18 protein-coding genes are annotated in these 20,093 nt (G+C 62.0%); 9 read left to right on the top strand and 9 right to left on the bottom strand.

All coding sequences use genetic code 11. The annotated features are described in order from the left end of the window. The first annotated feature begins 12 nt into the window (after nucleotides 1–12). Genes EAO39_RS22065 through EAO39_RS22030 form a run of 8 tightly spaced genes read left to right on the top strand, consistent with a single transcriptional unit; the run spans nucleotide 13 to nucleotide 9,803 of the window. Nucleotides 13–1,368 carry a pilus assembly protein N-terminal domain-containing protein gene (locus EAO39_RS22065; RefSeq protein WP_120971799.1) on the top strand — a complete coding sequence of 452 codons (1,356 nt, stop codon included), beginning with the start codon at nucleotides 13–15 and terminating at the stop codon, nucleotides 1,366–1,368. A 10-nt stretch (nucleotides 1,369–1,378) separates the two neighbouring features. After that, nucleotides 1,379–2,713, top strand: a complete 1,335-nt coding sequence (locus EAO39_RS22060) for a histidine kinase (RefSeq protein WP_240467165.1) — start codon at nucleotides 1,379–1,381, stop codon at nucleotides 2,711–2,713. Further along, a complete protein-coding gene (locus EAO39_RS22055) occupies nucleotides 2,710–4,029 on the top strand; it encodes a CpaF family protein (RefSeq protein WP_120971798.1) in 1,320 nt (439 codons plus the stop codon). Before EAO39_RS22060 ends, EAO39_RS22055 begins: the two co-directional genes overlap by 4 nt. Beyond that, entirely contained in the window at nucleotides 4,022–4,972 is a 951-nt protein-coding gene (locus EAO39_RS22050; RefSeq protein WP_120971797.1) for a type II secretion system F family protein, read from the top strand. The genes EAO39_RS22055 and EAO39_RS22050 overlap by 8 nt, the downstream gene beginning before the upstream one ends. Nucleotides 4,973–4,975: 3 nt before the next feature. Then, nucleotides 4,976–5,926 (top strand): type II secretion system F family protein, encoded by a 951-nt coding sequence (locus EAO39_RS22045; RefSeq protein WP_120971796.1) that lies wholly within the window; start codon nucleotides 4,976–4,978, stop codon nucleotides 5,924–5,926. Beyond that, entirely contained in the window at nucleotides 5,923–7,452 is a 1,530-nt protein-coding gene (locus EAO39_RS22040; RefSeq protein ID WP_120971795.1) for a hypothetical protein, read from the top strand. Before EAO39_RS22045 ends, EAO39_RS22040 begins: the two co-directional genes overlap by 4 nt. Nucleotides 7,453–7,482: 30 nt before the next feature. Further along, the gene (locus EAO39_RS22035) at nucleotides 7,483–7,893 is read left to right on the top strand and encodes a DUF3613 domain-containing protein (protein ID WP_120971794.1); all 411 of its coding nucleotides are present in this window, start codon (nucleotides 7,483–7,485) and stop codon (nucleotides 7,891–7,893) included. 17 nt (nucleotides 7,894–7,910) lie between these two features. Next, a complete protein-coding gene (locus EAO39_RS22030; protein ID WP_120971793.1) occupies nucleotides 7,911–9,803 on the top strand; it encodes a TadG family pilus assembly protein in 1,893 nt (630 codons plus the stop codon). On the opposite strand, the gene EAO39_RS22025 is transcribed toward EAO39_RS22030, so the two are convergent. The 6 genes from EAO39_RS22025 to apaG form a co-directional block, all read right to left on the bottom strand. Beyond that, on the bottom strand, nucleotides 9,797–10,297 hold the full coding sequence (locus tag EAO39_RS22025; protein ID WP_120971792.1) for a CinA family protein: 501 nt from the start codon (nucleotides 10,295–10,297) through the stop codon (nucleotides 9,797–9,799). The genes EAO39_RS22030 and EAO39_RS22025 overlap by 7 nt on opposite strands. A 106-nt stretch (nucleotides 10,298–10,403) precedes the next feature. After that, the gene (locus tag EAO39_RS22020; protein WP_240467177.1) at nucleotides 10,404–10,904 is read right to left on the bottom strand and encodes a phosphatidylglycerophosphatase A; all 501 of its coding nucleotides are present in this window, start codon (nucleotides 10,902–10,904) and stop codon (nucleotides 10,404–10,406) included. Nucleotides 10,905–11,044: 140 nt separating this feature from the next. Then, nucleotides 11,045–12,697, bottom strand: a complete 1,653-nt coding sequence (locus EAO39_RS22015) for a DUF4139 domain-containing protein (protein WP_120971791.1) — start codon at nucleotides 12,695–12,697, stop codon at nucleotides 11,045–11,047. Nucleotides 12,698–12,744: 47 nt separating this feature from the next. Continuing rightward, complete coding sequence (gene thiL, locus EAO39_RS22010; RefSeq protein WP_120971790.1) at nucleotides 12,745–13,725, bottom strand: thiamine-phosphate kinase; 981 nt, start codon at nucleotides 13,723–13,725, stop codon at nucleotides 12,745–12,747. A gap of 15 nt (nucleotides 13,726–13,740) precedes the next feature. Beyond that, nucleotides 13,741–15,705, bottom strand: coding sequence for a site-specific recombinase (locus EAO39_RS22005; RefSeq protein ID WP_120971789.1), 1,965 nt, complete (start codon nucleotides 15,703–15,705; stop codon nucleotides 13,741–13,743). 91 nt (nucleotides 15,706–15,796) lie between these two features. Further along, nucleotides 15,797–16,204: a Co2+/Mg2+ efflux protein ApaG gene (apaG, locus tag EAO39_RS22000; RefSeq protein WP_120971788.1), complete on the bottom strand. Its 408-nt coding sequence runs from the start codon at nucleotides 16,202–16,204 to the stop codon at nucleotides 15,797–15,799. A 31-nt stretch (nucleotides 16,205–16,235) separates the two neighbouring features. Here apaG and rpe point away from each other — a divergent pair, with 31 nt between their 5' ends. Beyond that, nucleotides 16,236–16,922 (top strand): ribulose-phosphate 3-epimerase, encoded by a 687-nt coding sequence (gene rpe / locus EAO39_RS21995; protein WP_120971787.1) that lies wholly within the window; start codon nucleotides 16,236–16,238, stop codon nucleotides 16,920–16,922. 100 nt (nucleotides 16,923–17,022) lie between these two features. Here rpe and EAO39_RS21990 read toward each other — a convergent pair whose 3' ends face one another. From EAO39_RS21990 to EAO39_RS21980, 3 genes are read right to left on the bottom strand one after another with little or no spacing between them, the layout of a single operon-like run. Continuing rightward, the gene (locus tag EAO39_RS21990) at nucleotides 17,023–18,060 is read right to left on the bottom strand and encodes a phosphotransferase (RefSeq protein WP_120971786.1); all 1,038 of its coding nucleotides are present in this window, start codon (nucleotides 18,058–18,060) and stop codon (nucleotides 17,023–17,025) included. Beyond that, nucleotides 18,057–18,830, bottom strand: coding sequence for an SDR family oxidoreductase (locus EAO39_RS21985; RefSeq protein ID WP_120971785.1), 774 nt, complete (start codon nucleotides 18,828–18,830; stop codon nucleotides 18,057–18,059). Before EAO39_RS21985 ends, EAO39_RS21990 begins: the two co-directional genes overlap by 4 nt. Further along, entirely contained in the window at nucleotides 18,827–20,023 is a 1,197-nt protein-coding gene (locus EAO39_RS21980; RefSeq protein WP_120971784.1) for an acyl-CoA dehydrogenase family protein, read from the bottom strand. Before EAO39_RS21980 ends, EAO39_RS21985 begins: the two co-directional genes overlap by 4 nt. Nucleotides 20,024–20,093: the final 70 nt, after the last annotated feature.

Genomic DNA, 20,093 nt, shown 5'->3' with positions numbered 1-20,093 from the left:
AGCACTAACCGGATGTTCAATAAGCCTCTGAGCCTTGTTCTTGCTCAGAAATTCGCGCTGGTGCTGAGTTTGCCGCTGCTGCTGGCAAGCGGTGTGTCGGCGCAGGATGCGCAGAGTGGCACCCACGCCGGCGCAGCGGGCGCGACGAGGCCTGCAGGTGTCAGCGAGTTGCCTCTGACCATGGGCGCTCAGCATGAAATGAGCTTTCCGGCTGGCGTGGAACGCGTTGCCATTGGTGACGATGCCGTGGCCAGCGTGAATATCCAACGCGTCGGCAAAGGCGCTGCCGCAAGAATTTTGATCACGCCCTTGAAGCCGGGCGCCACCACGCTCATGGTCTGGCCGCGCGGTGCGACGCAGGCGCACAGTTACTGGCTCAATGTCCAGCAGCGCGTTCAGCTGCGCACCAGCAAGGCATCCAGTCTGGTGGAGCAGCAGTTTGCCAGCGAGCTGGCTGCTGCCCAGGTGGCAGACAAGGTCAAGACGGTGGACCTGTCCAGCGTGCAGCTGAAAAGCAATGTGGTGCAGGTGGATGTGAAAGTGGTGGAGTTCAACAAGTCCCTGATGAAAAAAGTGGGCATGAATTTGTTCAGCACCGGTGCCAACAGCCACGGTTTCAGCTTCGGTATTCTGGGTCGAGGCACTTTTACTGGGGGAGGCAGCTCGATTACCGGAGCGCTGGCAACGCCCATGAGTCAGGCCTTCAATCTGCTCATGCAGTTTGACAAGGCAGGTATTGGTCTGAACCTGGGCATGCTGGAAGGTAACGGACTGGCCCGTGTCATGGCTTCGCCGACGCTGGTGGCCATGTCGGGGCAAAGTGCCAACTTTCTTTCGGGCGGTGAAGTGCCCGTGCCCGTGCCTGCAGGCCAGGGCCTGGTGGCCATTCAATACAAGCCCTACGGCATTGGCCTGACGGTATCGCCCACCGTGCTCTCGAATGAGCGCATCGTGCTCAAGGTGGCCCCGGAAGCCAGCGAGCTGGACTACAACAACTCGGTGGCCATACAGGGCGTCTCCGTGCCTGCGATCACCACCCGCCGCGCCGACACCACGGTAGAGCTGGGAGATGGCGAGAGTTTTGTGATTGGTGGTCTGGTCAGTCGCAACACCATCTCCTCTGCCGATAAGGTGCCGCTGCTGGGCGATATACCCATTCTGGGCGTGTTGTTCAAGCGCCAGGAATTCAGCCAGAAGGAGAGCGAGCTGGCCATTGTGGTCACGCCGCGACTGGTCAAGCCGCTGGCGCGGGACGTGAATGTAGAGCCTTTGCTGCCAGGGCGCACCGAGCAGCGCGACCCCATGGTCTGGGGGCCGTGGCTGGCTGGCGGCGCATCGCGAAGTATTGCGCCAGGTTTCTCGCGCTGAAGGGCAAGGCATGAATATGCGTATGGACCCGTTGCATGTGAAAACGCCGTCATCCCAGGGGCAGGAGAGCGGCCTCCTGCGCGTCGTGCTTGCCACCCAGTCATCGGCACACGCCTTCTGGCTTGCCAGTGCTCTGGGCGATGCTGCACAGGTGGTTCCCGTCCCTCTGGATGTTGCGCAGCTTCAGCCCTTGCTTGTTGCATCCGGTCAGGGCGCGGTGGTGGTGGATTTTTCAGCGCCGACCACCGAGGCCGCTGCCATGGTGGTTGCCGAAGTGCGTAGACAGTGGCCCGGCGTGGCATTGCTGGGGGCGGGCTCCCCCGCCGATCCGGCTTCCATGCTGGCTGCGCTGCGCTCCGGCGTGGTGGAGTTCGTGGACTGGCAGGCCAGTGCCGCAGAAGCCAGCAGCACGCTCAAGCGCCAGTTGCTGGCAAGGCCGGCCTTGGCCGCAGTGAAGGAAAGTGACGACAGTCACTTCATCTTGCCCTTGCTGGGGGCGCGGGTCGGCATGGGCGTGACCACGTTGGCCACCCATCTGACAGTAATGCTGCAGCAGATGGAAGCCCATGATGCACAGCAAGCCAGCCATCCCAAGGCGCAACGGAAATTCGGCCTGCCTCAGCCGTCACAGTCGCACGAGCACCACGCCGCCTTGCTGGATCTGGGCCTACCGGCACGCGATGGGCTGCTGTATCTGGGGGTCAGCGGCAGCTTCAGCTTTGCCGATGCCGTGCACAACCTGCGCCGGCTCGATGCAACGCTGCTGGACTCTGTACTGGACCAGCATGCATCCGGTGCCACGACTCTGGCCTGGCCGGCGGATCTTTCCAAGCTGCGCGAAGTCAGTCCTGCGTCGGCTACCAGCGTGATGCAGACGCTCAAGCCCTTGTTCAAGGCGCAGGTCGTGGATCTGGGAGGGTTGGGGCAGGTGGACTTTGTAGTGCCTGTGCTGCAAGAGGCGTCTCAGGCCTGGGTGGTTTGCGATCAGTCCATGGGCGGCATTGTCTCCACGGCGCAGATGCTCAAGGAGCTGGAATCCAAAGGCGTGGATCGCAGCATGCTCAAGCTGGTCATCAACCGCTTCAATGCACAGGCAGGCCTGCCTGCCAAAGAGCTGGCCCTGAGGCTAGGGCTGGAGCTGGTGCATGTGGTGCCCGACCGGGCCACGGCCTTGCTCAATGCCGTCAGCTGCGGACAGCTGTTGAGCGAAACCATGCGCGGCGATCTGTTTGTGACCAGCATTCGCAATATGTCGCGGGGATTGCTGGGCAGCCCGCTCAAGGATGAGGTAGCTTCCAGCGGCGTTCTGTCTCAGTGGGCCAAACGCCTGAGGAGAGGTGCATGAACATGGACATTGTGTTTGCAGCGCAGGCCAGCAAGTTCTCGGATTCCAAGCAGCTGCTGCTGATCAAGAACGTGGCACATGAGCATCTGCTGACGCGGGTGGAGGAGCTGGGTGCAATCTTTGCCAAATGGTCGGTGGGGCGGGTGCGCCTGTTTGTGCAGCAGGAGCTGGAGCAGTTTGTGCGTCAGCAGCGCTTTCCCGTCAACGATGAGGAAGTGCAGTGGATTGCCCAGGCGCTGATCAAGGAGCTATCAGGTCTTGGGCCGCTGGATGATCTGATGGCCGACCCCGAGGTCGAAGACATTTTGATCAACGGCTACGAAAGAGTTTTTGTCTCGCGCAAAGGCGTGCTCAAGCAGGAGACACTGCATTTCACCGACAACGCCCATGTGCTGCGCATCGTGCGGCGCATCATCTCGCCTCTGGGCCGCAGGCTGGACGAGTCCACCCCCATGGTGGATGCACGCTTGCCGGATGGCGGGCGTATCAATGTGGTGATTGAGCCGCTGTCGCTGGACGGCCCGGCGGTCTCCATCCGCAAGTTCCGCAACGATCCACTCAAAGTGCAGGACATGGTGCAGTTCGGCACACTGGATGAAGGCATGGCCAAGCTGTTGGAGCTGGCTGTCAGGGAGCGTTGCAATATTCTGATCAGCGGCGGCACCAGCTGCGGCAAGACATCCATGCTCAATGCCATTGCCGGCTTCATTCCTGAAAACGAGCGGGTGGTGACGATTGAGGATACGGCCGAGCTGACACTGCCTCACCCACATGTGGTACGCATGGAAAGCCGTCCCGGCGGCTTTGATGGCGCGGGTGTGGTCTCGATCCGTGATTTGCTGCGCAATAGTTTGCGCATGCGGCCCGACCGCATCGTGGTCGGCGAGGTGCGCGGTGCCGAGGTGCTGGAGATGCTGCAGGCCATGAACACCGGTCACGACGGCTCCATGGCTACCATCCATGCCAGCTCGGCGCGGGAGTGCCTGCACCGCATGGAGATGCTGGCCGGGTTTGCAGGCTTTCAGGGCAGTGAAACCAGCTTGCGCAGACAGATATCGAACGCGCTGGATTTCATTGTGCAGATCAGCCGTCTGCCCAATGGCAAGCGGCGCATCACCTCCATCACGGAAGTGACGGGCATTGTGGATAACGTGATTGCGACGCAGGAGCTCTATCGCCACGAATCCATCCCGCAAGCCAATGGCGAGGATCTGGAGCGCTGGACCAGCATGGGCCTGGTGCCGCATACGCCCAAGCTGGCCCGCTACAGAGCGGTGCTGCAACATGCCGGTGGCAATGGGGTGCGCCATGGATAGTCGTGCCTTGATCCTGCTGAGTCTGGCGTTGCTGATCGCTGCCGTCGCTGTGGGGCTATGGGTGTATGTCGGGCAGCGGCAGCGCCATCAGAAAATGGTGGCGCATGTGCAGCAAAGCCTGGTCAAAACCGCCCAGGCCGCTGCAGGCAAGGCTTTTGATCCTGCGGACGCCACGCCTGGCGAGCCGGCTTTGCCCAAGGAAAAAAGCAAAGGTTTGCCGGTGCCTGCCATGCTGTTGGGCACGGTCAGCGTGTATTTTTTCTATGCTGCGCTGGCGCTGATTGCCGTGGTGTTTTTGTGGGTTGGCGCCCAGGCCGGCTGGCTTGCCGGCGCGGCCATGCTGGTGGTCTTGTCTATCGGCTTTTTCTTTCTCCTGCTGACCCGCGTGCAGAAGTACCGCTTGCGGCTGACTCAGCAGCTTCCCGGCTTTCTGGACAACATGGTGCGCCTGGTGACTTTGGGCAATTCCATTCAGGCGGCTTTTCAGATGGCGTGCATGACCAGCAAGGAGCCGCTGCGCGTCGTGATGGAAAAGGCCGCAAGCTTGGCGCGAGCGGGCATGGAGCTGGATCAGGCGGTCGCCTTGGTGGCCCGCCAGACCCGCCTGGACGAGTTGCATTTGCTGGCCGCCATTTTGCGTATCAGCGTACGTTACGGAGGCCGGGTCGATGTATTGCTGGAGCGTGTCGCCAACTTCATGCGAGACCGCGAACAAGCCGAGCAAGACCTGTCTGCCATGACCTCCGAAACACGCATGTCGGCCTGGGTGCTCAGTCTTTTGCCGCTGGTTGTGTGCGGTCTCATCATTTCATTCAATGCCGGCTACTTTCTGCGCATGTGGGAAGACGTCAGCGGTCGCAACATCATCTGGGCTGCGGCCGCGCTGCAAGTCTTTGGCGTGCTGCTGCTGTACCGCTTGGCCAAGCTGGAAGACGGAGGCTAGACGATGGAAACCTCTCGTATGCTGGTACTGCTCAGCCTGGCCTTGCTGGTGCTGGCCCTGCTCATCGCAGCCGGTGTGATTGCCCATGCTCAGCAGCGCAAGGACCGTATCAACGGCGTGGTGCAGGCGGCATTGGATCGCCAGGGTACTGCTGCGTCATCCTCTACCCTCAACGCCGGGTTTGAAGCGTCTATCCAATACGGCGACAGCGGCGAGAAGCTGCCTTTGCACTGGCTCAATAGCTCTTTTGGCAAGGCACTGGTCGCCGACGAAGACCGTGCGCTGCTGGGTCAAAGCGGCTGGGGGTCGTCGCGCGGGCAGCTGTATTTTTTGATAGCACGCTGCGCAGCTGCTTTGCTGTTGCCGGTGGTTGCTGCCTTTGTGTTGTCGAACGGAAAATACTTTTTCCTGAGCCTGTGTCTGGCGTTTGTGCTGGGCTTTTTGCTGCCCAAATGGGTGTTGCGAAGCATGGCCAAACGGAAAAAAGCCTGCGTGGCCCGGGAGCTGCCACTGTTGGTGGATTTGCTGGGCTTGTTGCAAGGTACAGGCATGAGTCTGGATCAGACCCTGCAAGTCATTGCTGCCGATTTTGGCAATGTGATGCCTGTGCTCTCCAAGGAGGTGAACTTGGTCAATCAGCAATACAGCCATGGCAGCACCCGAGAGCGCTCTTTCATCCGGATGAGCGAGATTTACCAGAACGAGAATCTGGCCAATCTCACGGCCTTGCTGTTGCAGATCGATAGACACGGCGGTGCCGTGCAGGAGCCGCTCAAGGTTTTTGGCGAGCGTCTGCGCGAGCAGCGCAAGGCCCGCATGAAAGAAATGATTGGGAAGATCTCGGTCAAGATGACAGGCGTCATGGTGGTGACCCTGCTGCCGGCCTTGATCATTGTGACGGCGGGGCCAGGCTTTCTGGCCGTGATCCGTGCGTTGGGAGGAATGAGTCGATGAGAAAAAACCATAGCACTCTGGTGTTGCCTGCGGTGGCGGTCATCACCACCTTGCTGACAGGGTGTGCCGGGCTGGGGCTGGGTAAATCCGAGCCCATGCTTTCGCCTGCGGCCAAAGCCGCTGCGGAAATGCCTACCGCCAAGGACCCGGTCATCAATACCGAGGAAACCTATGCGGCCCTGGTGCAGCAGATGCAGGCCAAGTCTTTGTGGTTTGCCTCTCTGGCGCACCTGGACGCCATGGACAGGCAATGGGGTGTCACAACCGAGTCGCGCCTGCTGCGAGCCGATGCATTGCGCAACGTGGGGCAACTGAGTGCCAGCACGGCGCTCTACCAGGGCCTGCTGGGCACCGCCAGAGATGGCGCTGCTCGCTATGGATTGGGCCGCGTGGCGGCGGAAAAAGGTGATTTCCGCAGTGCCGCCCAGCAAATGGAGCAGGCCCGCCTAAGCAATCCCGTGGATCCGCAACTGCTGACCGATCTGGGCTATGCCTATCTGCAGGCACGCGATCTTGGTGCTGCACGCATGCCGCTGATGCAGGCCGCGCAGCTCAATCCCGAGGATGCACAAGCCAACGTCAACCTCAGCCTGTTTCTGATGATCAATGGCCAGAACCAGGAGGCCGAGCTTTTGATGAAGCAGCGCAAGCTGGATGCGCAAACCCAGCTGGCGGTGAAGCAGCAAGCCACCCAATGGCTGCAGGAGTCCGCCAAGGCCCCCAAGCCCCAAGCTAGTGCTCCGGCGGTCGAAGCCAAACCCAGCACCATGGCTGTGCAAAGCGCAAAGCCCGTGATTGCGGAGCAGGCCGCACAAGCGGCCGCCGTGGCCGTTCAGTCCGCAGCTGCTTTGGCACCCGCCATTCCTGCTCCGGCTCAGAGTATTCAAGCCGCACCCGCCGTGCCCGCCGCCCAGGAGACACGATGGATGGTGTCCGATACGCGTTTTGACTCCGCCAGGCCTGGCCGCCCTGGCTCTGAGGTCCAGGCTGTTGCTGCTTATGCTCCCTCGTCTGCGCTGGCAGCTGCCAGACCAGACCTCTCGCCCGCGATTGCATCCATTGCAGCACCCATGGTGCATTCCGCCGAAGCGGCAGTACAGTCCTCGGCCGCGCCGACGGTGCTCGTCGTATCGGCAACTGTAGAGGTGGCCGTGCCAAAGTCCGTTGCCACCTTGGTTCAGCCTGCGCACAAGCCTGATGCTCCTGCCGTCAGCTCGCGAGCAGCTCCGGTGCTGACTGCCGCTCCGGCCTCTCCGGTCGCACTCCAAGCCAAGTCGCTCGGGCAAGGCATTCGTAGCCTCAAAACAGCTGATGAACCTGCTGCTGCCTCCGTGGTGGTTGCCTCATCTGGGGTTCGTCAGGTGGCGGCGGCCGCAAGCCAGGCGCAATCCGTTCAAGCCATCGTGCCCCGGCGTGCTGTGGCGGGTGGCCTGTTTTTCGAAACACCCGACGAGCCACAGGAGCGAAACATTCAACAAGCTGCAGCATTACCCCGCGAGCGCCTGGCAGAGAAGGCCTGGCCTTGAGATGACCGGGAACCAAGCAAGGAGAGCATCATGCAAAAGCAGTCAACATTTCGCGCAAATCTGGGTAGCAGGCTGGCGTCAGTCGCGTTGCTGAGCAGTCTGCTGGCGGTGCCGCAACTGGCATCGGTGGCATATGCCCAGAGTGTCCCACCGGTGGAGGCCAAAACGGCCTCGGCAGCGCTGGCGCAAAGCCCTGTGTCCCAGGCGTCGGCACAGATCAGTCAGATCAATCAGGCCGCCCCCCCGCCCACGAATCGCGTGGGAGATGCCACCACTTATCTGATGGCATTGCAGGCCGGTGGGCAGGCGGCATCGCGCAACATCCATCCGGTGACCAGCGATGTTGCCCAGCGCAGCTATCAGCGCTATCTGGAAAGCTTTACCCACAAGATTCCGGCATATAGCAACTCCAATATCCAGGGCTCTGGCGGCAGTCGCTAAGTTTCAAAGAGCCGCCCATGCGCCTACACAGCCCAGATCTAAGCGACGCACGTACACGCCGTCAGTCCGGCTCGGTCGCCATGCTGGGCGCGCTCTGGCTGATGGTGGCCGTCATTTGCCTGGCCACCATTGATATAGGCAATGTGTTCTGGCAAAAGCGGGAGTTGCAGAAGATTGCGGATTTGGCGGCATTGGCGGGGGCTCAGGCTGAAACTGCAGGTGACTGCCAAGTCAATGCAAAACGTATTGCGACCTTGAATGGAATGGCTGGTACACCGCTCGTGGAGTGCGGTAACTGGGCTCCTGTTGCGGGAGCAATGGACTCCAAGAGCTTCTTTGTCAGCGGTGCCACGCCCATGAACGCCAGCCGGGTCACCGCATCCCGCAACGTGCCTTATTTCTTTGTCTTTTCAGCAGGGGCGAGCAATAGTCGTGATGTGCAAGCAATGGCGACTGCTGCCCGCAGCAGGCCGTTGGTACAACTCAGAGTCAGAAGCAAGCTGATTGAGGTTGATGACAAGAAATCAGCCATCCTAAACCCCATCATTGGCGGTCTTTTGGGCGGTAGCTTGAATGTCTCTGCCGTTGGCTGGAATGGGCTGGCGAATGTCCAACTCTCATTGCTGGACTTTTTCAGAGAGTTGGGGATGAAGAAGGGTTTGATTGATGTCAATGCCGCCGTCATCGATTACGAAAAAATTCTTGACACCAATATCTCGGCCCTGGACGTGATCGAGGTCATGCTCTCTGCGCTTCAGAAGCAAACCAATAGCAACAACACCCCCCAGGCCGTGAGCGCAGCGATAACAGCCTTGGGCGCCATTGCTTCGGCCAACATATCCAAGGTTCAGCTCAAACTGCGGGACCTGCTGGATATCAAGTCAGGCACCTCGGATGCGGCTTTGATGGCGCAACTCAACGCATTGAATATTGTTCAGCTGTTGGCGCAGGTTTCAGGGCAAAAGAGCGGTGTTGTGGTGAATAGTGATGTTCTGGGTGGAGTTGTCAGGATCAGCCTGAAAGTGATTGAACCTCCGCAGTCGTCGGTGATTGCTCCACTGCCGTCGATGAGTGCGACATCTTTCGAGAATGCCGCCATCGCTGTCAAAACAGCTCAGATTCAGGCGTTGATTTCTGCGGACCTCAAGGTACTGGATGGTCTCAGTGGCTTGGTTAATTTTCTGCTTGGTTTGGTGGGATTCCTGACCTCTGTATCGCCTCAACTGACTGAAATTCCCACGAGATTCGACTTGCATATAGAGGGCGTGGGTGGTCAGGCATGGGTTGAAAGCGGGCAATGCTCTCCGACAAAGCAGATGAAGGTACATGCCGAGACATCCATTGCCAAAATTCGATTTGGCAGAATGGGCAATTCGGCTGACGAAGCACTGGCGAATGCCTATAGCAAGAATCCATCAAACTATCTGCAGCCGTTCAAGATCGTTGATATTGGACGTCAGCCTATTCTTTTGGGGGGGCTTCTAGGGATTCGTGAAGCTGGATACTATGGCGGAGTGGGGCTGAAGATTGATACCGCTTCGGCATTGAAAAACAGCAAGATTTTGAATCTTTCTGCTCCCGATACCTTGCTACCCTTAAACAGCACAAAAGAGGCGTTCCAGAATTTCAGCATGATGGGAATCATCGCAAGCCTGCAGAGCTTGCTCAGTTCCGACGCGCTTCAGGTCATTCAACCGCCGACTGGACGTAATTCACCTACCGGACTGGCAGGGCTGGCGAACAATATTCTGGCGGAAGTGCTCAAGCTGCTCTCGACCATCGTCGGCAAGATACTTGCACCGTTGCTAGATCCTGTGCTGGATCAACTGCTGGGCCTGCTTGGCATTGATGTGGCCCAAGCCCAGGTCGAAGGCCGTATGGACTGCGGAGCGGTCGAGCTGGTTTACTGAGTGTGGAGCAACTGCAGATGAATTCTCTGCAGCGCATAAGCGGTCGTGGCTTGTCTTATGTGGTGTCGGCTGTCGGTAAGATTTAGCAAGGTGCTATGGATCACACCCTCCACACACCACCCCACCCAAACTGTCCCAACAGGCTTTTCCGCAGAGCCGCCGCTTGGCCCCGCAATTCCTGTCACCGCAATGCTGACCTGTGCGCGCGAGTGGCGAATTGCCCCTTCGGCCATGGCACGTACCACTTCTTCGCTGACGGCGCCGTGTTGCGCGATCAACTCGGCGGGCACGCCCAGCATCTCGGTCTTGGCTTCGTTGGAGTAGGTCACAAAGCCGCGGTCAAACCATTGGCTGGAGCCTGCAAGCTCGGTGCAGGCCGCGGCAATCATGCCGCCGGTGCAGCTCTCGGCGGTGGCCAGCATCCAGCCTTTTCCCATCAGCATGGCCGCCAGCTGCTTTACCAGCTCTTCAATGTTGTCGCTCTCGGCAGGCATGGCTATCTCCTCTCAATGGATGCTTGCACCATCTGGGTCAGGGCCGGCAGGCAAAGGCTCTAGCCTCCAGCGCCGCCTGAAGCCAGGATGGGTGTTGGCTTGCGGTTCAGTTCACAAAATGCCGCCACAGGGCAATGACCAGCAGCGTGCAGAAGGCGGCGACCAGATCGTCCCACATGATTCCCCAGCCGCCGCGCGGGCCAAAGCCTTTGAAGAGGCGGTCGGCCCATTTGACGGGTTGCGGCTTGACGGCATCAAAAAAGCGAAACACGCCAAAGGCCGTCAACTGCCCCCAAAAGCCCATGGGCATGCAGAGCCACAAAATGATCCACATGGCGACGACTTCGTCCCAGACGATATGGCCGGGGTCGGCCACGCGCAGATGCTGGGCCGTCACGGTGCAGGCCCACCAGCCCACAGGAATGCTGGCTGCGATCACCCAGCCGATCTGGGCGGTGGTGAGCCACTGGGCGAGCATCAGATAGGCCAGCCAGGCCCAGAGCGTGCCCACGGTGCCGGGTGCCAGCCGGGACAGGCCCGAGCCAAAACCCAGCGCAATCAGGTGAGCCGGGTGCTGCAGCATAAAGCGCGCCGTGGGCCTGGCCATGCCCCCTGCGGGTGCTGGCTTTCTGGCTTGAGCTGCTTCGCTATTGATAGCTGGTTGCGTAAATGCAGCAGGGGCTGCCGAGGTGTTTTCTTGTTGTGGGGGGCGGTCTTCCGTCATGGCCGACATGATACGCGGCAGCTTCATTGCAGGCCTGTGATCGGCATGTCTTCTGGGAAGCGAATCTGGTGCACGGCCTTGAACTGCGCGCTGCTGCTGGCGGGCAGCTGCAGCTCCCAGGCAATCATGCCGTTCTGGCCGTTCCAGCGGGTGTTGGCCGGTGGTGGCGTGTACTGCGATTGCACGCCGATCTTGTCGTTGCGCGAGACGGGGGCCGCGTCCAGCAGCTGCAGGGCAATGGCCTGGTTGTGGCGGTTTTCCACCGCGTAGCTGCGCACCACGCTGCGTTCGCTCTTGCTGGCCAGAAAGCCGCCGCTGCCAGTGTTGGCCTCCTGGGGCAGGCGGCGCACGATGACTTTGTCATCGCGGCCAAAAGACAGGCCCTGAGCCAGAGCCTGGGCATTGCCGAAATCGAGCCGACCGTTGCCCACAAAAGCTTCGTCGCGGAACAAGGCGACGCTGCCCGCAGGCCAGATGCCTGCCGGAGCCTGGAGCGTGGCAATCAGATAGGCGGCTTCTTCCATGGCGGGCGCAGCGCGGGTGAGCAAGCTGGCAGTCACGGTTTCCTTGCCCAGCGTGAGGTTCAGGCGCTCGCTGCTGGAAGGCACGGTGATGGGGTAGGGCACGACAAATTGCGTGCTGTAGGCGGTGTTGATGCTGGTTACGTCAAGCTGGGGCAGCTCGGGGCTGAGGTCCACCACCATCTTGGAGGCCATCATGGGTCTGCGCTCCATGGCGATGGGGGCCGGTGCCGGGGCAGGCATGGCCGGCTGTGCCAGGTCCACAATCCACGGCCGAGGCAGTACGCCTTGCGTGCTGCGCGTGGGCTGGCCGGTAGCAAGACGCAAGCGCACATTGCTCCAGTCTTCGCCGCTGCCTTGCACCACCTGGGCCTGGCGTTCCAGCTGCACCACGCCGCTTGCGGTATGGAGTTGGGCGCGATAGCTGGGTTGCCAGCTGGGGCCGCGCACCTGATAGTTCAGCCGCACATTGGCCGCGCTGTTGCTGGCCAGTTGCACCGTGACCGTCATCACCTGGGACTGCGCCGAGCCCGTGCGGTCGCGCTCGGCGCTCAAAGGTTGCAGCTGCTGCAGCAAGTCCTGCTTCTGGCGCTGAATCTGGTGGGCGCGCAGGCTGTTGTCGCGGCTGTTCTGGCGCAGGGCCTGTGTGGTGGTGGCAATCTGGGTTGCCGACACTTTCGCCGCGTCGCCGGGCTTGGTCACGCCTTGCAGATAGTCGCCCACCAGCTTGGCGGCGTTTTCTTCAGCCTCCAGCGCCGCCAGTTGATCTTCAAGGCGGCGAATTTGCTCGTCCAGCGGGCTGCTGCACTCCTTGGGCGCTGCGGTGCGGGCCTGCATCAGCACCTTCAGGTCACCGACGCGCACGCCGTTGTCGGCGCTGATCTGCAGGCTTTGGGTATCCACGCTGGCGGGCAGGCACTCAAAATGGAGCTGGCGCGTGCCGGCGTTGATTCGGGCCTCGCGCTGCACGGCGGCCACGCCGGGGTAGAGGGTGACTTCGGTGATGGGGGCGCGGCTGCCGGAGACTTGGAGACTGCTGCCATCTGCCGCCGCATGGGCAGGCAGAGGGGTCTGCATCCATGCCAGCGCTGCGACCAGGGCCGTCAGCGTGGGTAGAGTAAAGGTGGGCGATGCACGGCGGCGGCTTGGGCTCATGGGGCAGGTTCGGGTTCTGGTGAACAGGCCCCGAGCTTAACCGTAGCTCAGTTCCCGCCAAAGTGATCGAAAGACTGCCAGAGCGGCTGCATGGCCTGGCCGTCGGTGCCCAGCAGGCGCAGGCCCGGCTCGGCGTCTATGCGGCCTATGCAGCTCACGGCGGTACCGCTGGCAAGGCCTGCGGCCAGCACTTCGGCGTGGCGTTGGGCGGGTGCGGTAAAGCACAGCTCGTAGTCGTCGCCACCGGCCAGAGTGCATTGCTGCTGCAGATCAAGGCCAAATCGGCCTGTAGCCCAGAGTGGATTTGCGCTTGCAGCTATCAAAGGGGTAGTGAGACGGCTGTCCACCGTGGCGCCTATGCCCGAGAGCTCCAGGATATGGCCCAGATCGCCCAGCAGGCCATCGCTCACATCGAGCGCGCTGCTGGCAAGGCCGCGCAAGGCCAGACCCAGGGCCACGCGGGGCGTGGGGGCTTCCAGGCGTTGGCGGGTTTGCGCCAGCAGTTCTGGCGGCAGCGTGATCTTGCCCAGCAGGGCTTCGAGTGCCAGGCGGGCATCGCCGAGCTGGCCGCTGACCCAGATCTCATCGCCGGCGCGGGCGCCGCTGCGCAGCAGGGCTTGTCCGGCGGGCACTTCGCCGAAGACGGTGATGCAGATGTTCAGCGGGCCGCCCGTGGTGTCGCCGCCAATCAGTTCGCACTCATGGGCATCGGCCAGGGCCAGCAGCCCTTGGGAGAACTCGCTGATCCAGGCCTCGTCGGCCTGGGGCAGCGACAGGGCCAGCGTAAATGCCAGCGGCCTGGCGCCGCTGGCCGCCAGATCGCTGAGGTTGACGGCCAGGGCCTTGTGGCCCAGCAGGCGCGGGTTCACATCGGCAAAAAAATGACGGCCCTGCACCAGCATGTCGCTGGAGATGGCCAGCTGCATGCCGGCTGCCGGAGCCAGCAGGGCACAGTCATCGCCCACGCCCAGAACGGCGCGGCGTACGGGCCGCTGAAAGTAGCGGCGGATCAGGTCGAATTCACCCATGAGATTGATGCTTGCTTAGGGCCAGAAAAAGCTCAGCGGCTTGCGCCAGAAGCGTTGGCGTATGGCTTGGTAGATGCGCGAACGCTCCACGCCGCTGACGTTGTGTGCACGCAGGGCCACGCGAAAAGCCATGTAAAAGCTCACGCCCACATTGAGCGCCGCATTGAAGGGCAGCATGGCCACGGCCCACCATAGCAGGTTGGAGTGCAGCACTTCCCAGCCCAGCGAGGCTACGGCCACACCGATCTGGCCGGTGGACAGGGTGACGTGGCGCACCTCCAGCCCCAGGCCGAAGAAGGCGGCAAACGCGGGCACCAGGCCCAGCATCAGGCCCAGAGAGATATTGGAGGCCAGGCCCGAGATGTTGCGGCGCAAAAAGTGGGCCCAGCGGTCGGCACGCTGGCTGCCCAGCGCCTGGGTGATGCCGGGGTTGTAGCGGATCACCGAGTCGAGGTTGTGCAGCACAAACCAGTTTTCCACCCAGCCGGCAATCAGGCTGCTGGTGAACAGCAGCACGCCGGTGAAGGCGGCAAACAGCACCGAGGGACCCAGCAGGCTCAGGGACTCGAGCACATGGTTGGCATGGGCCTCGTCCAGGGCCGGATGGCCTACCAGACGGGCATAGCCCACGGACAGCAGCAGGGCCGCCGGAAACACCAGCAGCACATTGCCCAGAATGGCCGCCACCTGCGAGCGCACCAGATGCGCGACCTCATCCACAAACTCCTGTATCGAGGCATCGGTGGGCACATCCTTGAGCTTGGCGGCCATGGCAGGGGCCGTCATGGCCGGCTGCTTGGTGGCCACGGTGAAGTGCAACATCTGGATCAGCACAAAGCTCAGGGCATAGTTCAGGCCCGCCAGCATGCCGCCCCAGAACACGGATAGCCCCAGCGCGAACAGCGCAAACTTGGCCAGGGTGGTGAAGGCCATCACAAAGCCGCCGCCGGCGGCCTTGACCAGCATCTTGCTGTACTCGGCACCATCGCGGGTGATGTAGTGCTCGCCCGTTTCGGCACTGCGCTCGGCAACCTTGGCGGCCAGCAGCGAGGTGTTGGTGGACATCAGCGCACGCACGCTGCGCCGCTCGATGCCGACGGCGACCAGATTGGCCAGCAGCTCCGAGGTCTCGTAAGCCCGGTCCTGTGCCAGCAGGCAGTCCAGCAGGCGGCGCACGCGCACGATGCGGGCGCGCACCTGGCGCAGACGAAACACCAGCCCCACCGAGACGCCTTCGGCTTCGAAGTAGGTATAGACCGAGGCGACTGCCGCGCGGCAGGCATCAAGTCGCTCGCGCAACTGCGCGGCCGCCGCGTCTCGCCGGTCCGTGGTGCGCAGCGGTAGCTGCACCTCCACACGCAGGTTTTCCACGTCGTGAATCAGGGCGTGAAACGGTTTGTCGTCCCGGTTCTTCTCGCTCATGCGCAGGCGCAGCTCGGGCGCAAAGCCGGTGGAGAGAATCTGGCCCGCGCAGTAGGTGATGGCGTCCAGCAAACTGGTTTCCCAGTAATCCTGGCCTTGCTGCGTATCAGGAGCAATCAGGGCCGAGATGCGCGCCATCAGCTGCGCATCGATGGCATGCAGCCAGCGGGCGTCAAATTCATCGGGCAAGGCCAGCATGAACAGCTCGGAGGCATCCACGGTTTCGGGCGTGCTGGGCAGCAGCTTGTAGCGCAGGCGCTCGGCCACCTCGCTGATCATGGCCGTGCGCGGTGCAAAGCCAAAATCGGCCAGCAGCGCCGTGATGTCCACCGTGTCAATCAGCTTCTGCCACCACAGGCGCAGGCGCAGCAGGGCCTCGGGGTCGGTTTCAAAGGCCTCTACCAATTGGCGCACGCGCTCCACGGCCTGTTCGGTGGAGGGTTGGGGTGCGCGAATCCATTCAAACAGGTGAATCAGCCACAGATGGCGCTGGGCCAGATCGGCCTCAGGGTTCAGAGCGGCCAGCAGGGCGGGTAAATCGAGAGTGTTTCGCTTCATGCGTTCGATCAATGGCGCATATGTCGGATGCGCCGGGATTGAGGGAGCCGCAGGCCGGTATTTTTTATAGGAGTGGCCAAGGGCGATACGCTTAGTGCAGCACGCGTGTTTCCGGCATGGGCATCACATCGCCGGATTCATTCATCTGCAGAACGAAGAGCGGAATTTCGCACACAAAGGTTTCACCCTCGTGATTGACGCACAGATACGTGCCCTGCATGGTGCCCGTGGGGGTGCGAAGCTGACAGCCGCTGGAATACTCGAAGGACTCGCCGGGCTGCAGCAGGGGCTGGCGTCCCACGACGCCCAGGCCTTTGACCTCCTCCACATGGCCCAGTTCGTTGGTGATGACCCAGTGCCGCGCAATCAGCTGCGCCGGGGCATCACCGGTGTTGGTGACAGTAATCGTGTACGAAAACACATAGACGCCGGCGGCAGGAGCGGACTGCTCGGGCAGGTAGGCGGGCTGGACTTGGACCAGAAACTCGTTCATTGGCATGGCCCAATGGTAACTGCGACAATTGCAGACCATGAGCCCCACCTACCGCATTGCCCCTTCCATCCTGTCAGCCGACTTCGCTCGTTTGGGCGAAGAAGTGCACAACGTCATTGCCGCTGGCTCTGACTGGATTCACTTTGACGTGATGGACAATCACTACGTTCCCAACCTGACTTTCGGTCCCATGATCTGCCAGGCCGTGAAGCCGCATGCCGTGACGCCTGACGGCCGGCCCGTGCCCATCGACGTGCATCTGATGGTCCAGCCTGTGGATGAACTGGCCACGGCGTTTGCCAAGGCCGGTGCCGACTACATCAGCTTTCACCCCGATGCTTCTCTGCATGTGCACCGCAGCATCCAGAACATCAAAAGCCATGGCTGCAAGGCCGGTCTGGTGTTCAACCCCGCAGCTTCGCTCGAGGTGCTGGATTGGGTGATCGAGGACATCGACCTGATCCTGTTGATGAGCGTGAACCCCGGTTTTGGCGGTCAAAGCTTTATTGATAGCACGCTGCGCAAGATCGAAAAGGCTCGCAAGCTGATTGATGCTTCGGGCAAGGACATCCGCCTGGAAGTGGACGGCGGCATCAAGGAAGCCAATATCCGCGCCGTGGCCGATGCCGGTGCCGATACCTTTGTGGCCGGCAGCGCCATCTTTGGCAAGTCCGACTACAAGGCCGTCATCGACACCATGCGCAAGAATCTGGCCGCCTCCTGAGCGGCTGCCGGTCCCCCCCTGAAAGCGGCGTTGCTGCATTTCAGGGGGCAGTCCACAGAAAGCGTTCACACGTTTGACACGCGCCAGATAGCTCGATGCTTCAGGCCATGCCGCGGGAGCTAGCGTATTGCTTCGCGCATTGCCATCCCAGGTCTGCCAGCGGCCCTGCTTTTTTTCCGGTCTCCATGGCATCCTCGGAGGATGCGTTGCCGTCAGCCGCGCGCTGGGCAATCCCGTGCAGGATGGCTGCCATGCGAAACAGGTTGTAGGCCATGTAGAACTCCCAATGCTCCCGAGGGTCGCGCCCGGTGGCTTCGGCATACCAGCCTACGTATTCGGCTTCGCCCGGAATGCCTAGCGCCGCCAGGTCCAATCCGGCGATGCCACGCCACAGCGTCGGCGGTATGCGCCAGGCCATGCACTGGTAGGAAAAGTCCGCCAGGGGATGGCCAAGGGTCGACAGCTCCCAGTCCAGCACTCCGATCACGCGCGGCTCGGTGGGGTGGAACACCAGGTTGTCCAGGCGGTAATCGCCGTGCACCAGGGTGGTTTCGTCGCCGGGCGGAATATGCTCGGGCAGCCAGTCCATCAGCCGCAGCATGGCATCGCTCACGGGCAGGGTGGATTCACGGCACTGGCGTGACCAGCGCGTGATCTGACGCGCGAAGTAGTTGCCTGGCCGACCATAGCTGTCCAGACCCACGGCGCTGTAGTCCACGCGGTGCAAGGCGGCAATCACCCGGTTCATTTCGCGGTAAACGGCGCGCCGCTCGGCGGGCGCCATGCCCGGCAGGGACTGATCCATCCACACCCGGCCTTCGAGAAACTCCATCAGGTAGAACGGCGTGCCGATCAAGGTCTCGTCGTCGCAATAGGCGAACATGCGCGGCACCGGCACCTCGCTGCCCTGCAAGGCGCTCATGACGCGGTGCTCGCGATCAATGGCATGGGCCGAAGCAAGCAGTGCGCCCGGTGGCTTGGTGCGCAGAACATAGTTTTGCGCACCGGTCGTGACTTTGTAGGTCGGGTTGGATTGCCCTCCGGTCAACGGGGTGACCACCAGCGGTGTGTCATCGCTCAGGCCCTGGTTACGCAGGTAGCGGGCCAGGGGCTCCTGTAGCAGTGAAGCGGCACTCATAAGGAACTCACCAGGTGGGCGCCGTCCACCGCCACGGTGCTGCCGGACATGGCCGCGCCTGCGTCGGATGCCAGCAGCAACAGCGGGCCGTCCAGATCGGTCATCTCGCCGAAGCGCCGGCTCGGAATCCGGACGCGCAGCTTGTCTCCAGCGTCGCTGTGCAGGAAGTCTCGGTTCAAGTCGGTCACCACATAGCCCGGCAGCAGAGCATTGACACGGATGCTGTGACGCGCCAGTTCCAGCGCCATGGCCTTGGTGGCCTGGATCACGCCAGCCTTGGAAATCGCATAGGGTGCCACGCCGCCCGCGACGCGCTCGCCCAGGATGGATGCAACATTGATGATGCTGCCGCCCTGGCCAGCCGCGACCATGCGCCGTGCGGCTTCGGTTGCCACCAGCCAGTTGCCTTTGAGGTTGGTGTCGAGCACGCTGTCGAAATCAGCCTCGGTCTGCTCCAGCAACGGCCGCGTCACGGTCACGCCGGCGTTGTTCACCAGCACATCAGGAGCCCCCCAGCTGGCGAGTTCATCGAAGCACTGGCGCACGCTGGCGCCATCGGTCACATCCAGAGACAGCGCGCGCGCTTCGCCGCCGGCCCGGGTGATGGAGTCGACCACGGACAGCAGCTTGTCGGCGCGCCGCGCCGCCACGGCCACACGCGCGCCGGCGGCGGCCAACAGTGCGGCAAAGTGCATGCCAAGGCCGCTGGACGCACCCGTAATCAGCACGATGCGCCCATCGAGGCGGAAGCTATTGATGGCGCTGCTCATGCTGCGCTCCCCGTTGCCATCTCTGCGGCCTTGTCTGCCATTTGCACCAGCTTGCGCGCCATGCTCCAGCGGTGCACTTCGCTCGGGCCGTCATAGATGCGGAAGGCGCGCATGTCGGTGAAGATGCGCATCACTGGCGACTCACCCGTCACGCCTTGTCCACCCAGCATCTGCACGCTGCGGTCGACCACGCGCCACTGCGCTTCCGAGCAGACTACCTTGGCGCGGCTGGACTCGAAGTTGCATTTTTCGCCCTGGTCCAGCAACCACGCCGTGTGCCAGATGTGCAAGCGTGCGGTGTGCAGGTCCATATCGTTGTCGGCCAGCATAAAGCCCACGCCTTCATGCTCGGCCAGCGGCTTGCCGAAAGCCTGGCGGCGGCGTGTGTACGCCAGCGCCGCGTTGTGCGCACGCCGCGCCTGACCCAGCCAACGCATGCAATGGGTCAGCCTTGCTGGCGCCAAGCGCACCTGCGCATAGCGAAAGCCCTTACCCACTTCTCCCAGCACGTCGGCCGCAGGAATGCGCAGATTGTCGAAGCGCAGCACACCGTGGCCGCCGGTGAAGCAGGCATCCATGGCGTCCATGCTGCGCTCCAGCGTGATTTCCGGGCGGTCCATGTCCGAGAGGAACATGGTGGCCGAGCCGTCTTCCATGCGCGCCATGATGATGACGTAGTTGGCTCCATCGGCGCCGGTGATGAACCACTTGACGCCGTTGATCAGATAGTCGTCGCCGTCGCGCACAGCTGTCGTGGTCAGCATCGACGGGTCGGCGCCTGCGCCGGGCGAAGGTTCGGTCATAGCAAAGCACGAACGTGTCTCACCGGCCACCTGCGGGCGCAGCCAGCGCTGCTTTTGTGCGTGCGTGGCCACTTCTTCCATCAGATGGATGTTGCCTTCGTCGGGCGCGTGGATATTGAGCGCCGTTGGGCCCAGCCAGGAATAGCCAGCCTCTTCGAACACCACGGACTTGGCCACATGGCTCAGACCCATGCCGCCCATCTCCAGGGAGGCATGGGGCGTGAGCAGGCCGGCAGCCTTGGCCCTGGCTACCAGCTCGCGGCGCAGCGCTTCGCTGGGGCCGTGGTGCGACTGGCGCTCGTCGTTTTCCAGCGGGATCACCTGTTCGGCAATGAATTGCCGCGTTTTGTCGCGCAAGGCACAGAGGTCGGCGCTCAGTTCGAAGTTCATGGCTACTGTCTCCTGATTTTCACAACAGATATGACTCTACAACATTGTAGGATGATGTTGTGGATAAAAG

It is taken from the genome of Comamonas sp. lk (genome assembly GCF_900564145.1).
Classification (GTDB): domain Bacteria; phylum Pseudomonadota; class Gammaproteobacteria; order Burkholderiales; family Burkholderiaceae_C; genus Comamonas.
Note: the sequence above shows the minus strand (reverse complement) of the source record. Positions and strands in the feature narration are given on the sequence as shown.